Origin of the sequence: Devosia sp., assembly GCF_017307565.1 — a bacterium.
Taxonomy (GTDB): Bacteria; Pseudomonadota; Alphaproteobacteria; order Rhizobiales; family Devosiaceae; genus Devosia.
The window spans coordinates 1-1,558 of record NZ_JAFKHD010000369.1; the positions used below are offsets into that span (position 1 = coordinate 1).

The 1,558-nt window shown below is 63.6% G+C and carries 4 protein-coding genes; all 4 read left to right on the plus strand.

Annotated elements, in window-relative coordinates:
- The coding region (gene prs, locus J0I64_RS15360) for a ribose-phosphate diphosphokinase (protein WP_291409796.1) at positions 1-398 on the plus strand (398 nt) is incomplete at its 5' end.
- A gap of 156 nt (positions 399-554) precedes the next feature.
- Entirely contained in the window at positions 555-962 is a 408-nt protein-coding gene (locus J0I64_RS15365) for a YciI family protein (RefSeq protein ID WP_291409799.1), read from the plus strand.
- A 3-nt stretch (positions 963-965) separates the two neighbouring features.
- Complete coding sequence (locus tag J0I64_RS15370; protein ID WP_291409800.1) at positions 966-1,319, plus strand: YciI family protein; 354 nt, start codon at positions 966-968, stop codon at positions 1,317-1,319.
- A partial coding sequence (locus J0I64_RS15375) for a sigma factor (protein WP_291409801.1) occupies positions 1,316-1,558 on the plus strand: 243 nt, incomplete at its 3' end. The genes J0I64_RS15370 and J0I64_RS15375, both read left to right, overlap by 4 nt.

Genomic DNA, 1,558 nt, shown 5'->3' on the forward strand with positions numbered 1-1,558 from the left:
GCCGCATCGGCGCCAACCTCGCCATCGTCGACAAGCGCCGCCCGCGCGCCGGCGTCAGCGAAGTGATGAACATCATCGGCGACGTCTCGGGCCAGACCTGCATCCTCATCGACGACATCGTCGATTCCGGCGGCACCTTGGTCAACGCGGCCGAAGCCCTGCTCAAGGCCGGCGCCAAGGAAGTCTCGGCCTACATCACCCACGGCGTCCTCTCCGAAGGCGCCTCCGAGCGCATCGCGGCCTCAAAGCTCAAGGAACTGGTGGTCACCGACTCCATCGTCGACACCGAAGCCACCAAAAAGGCTGCCAATATCCGCCGCATCACCATCGCCCCGCTGATCGGCGAAGCCATCGCCCGCACCGCGAGCGAGCAGAGCGTATCGAGCCTCTTCGACTGAAAATAGCAGCATAAACAATCACATGAAGCGCCTGACCGGAATCAACGGCTCAGGCGCTTCATCTTTTTTCGCATCCCTGTCGAAAACTGCTTCCCCTCCCCGACATTGTTGTGCCGCACTACAAAACCAGCGGCCAACCGTGAAAGGACGAGTGCGATGCGTTATCTCCTCATGCTCTATGCCGACGAGAAGGCCGGCGCGGCCATTCCGCCCGAACTGATGGCCAAGGCCATGGACGGGATGCATGCCTATCAGCAAGCCCTCGAAAAAGCCGGTGCCTTCGTCTCTACCTCAGCCCTCGGCCGCAGCGCCGACGCCCGTACCCTGCGCATGGTCGGCGGCGAGATCCACAATGTGGATGGCACCTTCGTCAATCAGGGTGGCACACTGAAGGTGGAAGAAGGCCCTTACGCCGAGGCGCGCGAGCAGTTCGGCGGACTCTTCGTCATCGACTGCGAAGATATGGATGCGGCCATCAAATGGGCCACTCGTTGTCCCGCGGCCCAATGGGGCCCCATCGAAATTCGTCCTATCGTCCACACCAGTTCCGCCAAGGAGGCGTAACCCATGCGCTACATGATGCTGATCCACCACGACGAAACCAATATGGGCGATCCCGCCGGCCAGCAGGCACTCTACGCCGCCTGGGGCGCCTTCAACGAAGCCCTCGCCAAGGCCGAGGGCGCCGCTCCCGGCGAGCGCATGCAGTCCCCCACTCAGGGTAAAACCGTCCGCACCCGCAATGGCGAGACCAATGTCGTCGACGGCCCCTATTCCGACGCCAAGGAACAGCTCGGCGGCTATTTCTTCATCGAAGCCAAGGATTTCGATGAGGCCGTCAAATGGGCCGAACTCTGCCCCGCCAGCAAATACGGCGCCATCGAAATCCGCCCCATCGTCGAGCCGGGCAAGAGCTGGTGAGCGACGCGGCAAGGCGAGCCGCCGAACGAGCCGCCCGTGAAAGCTACGGGCGCCTCCTCGCTTTCCTCGCCGCCCGCACCCGTGATGTTGCAGGTGCCGAAGACGCGCTGGCAGAAGCCTTTGCCAGCGCCCTGACCGCATGGCCGGAACAGGGCGTTCCGGCCAACCCCGACGCCTGGCTGCTCACCGTCGCCCGTCGCCGCCAGACCGATGCCTACCGCCGCAACAGCACCAGCAAA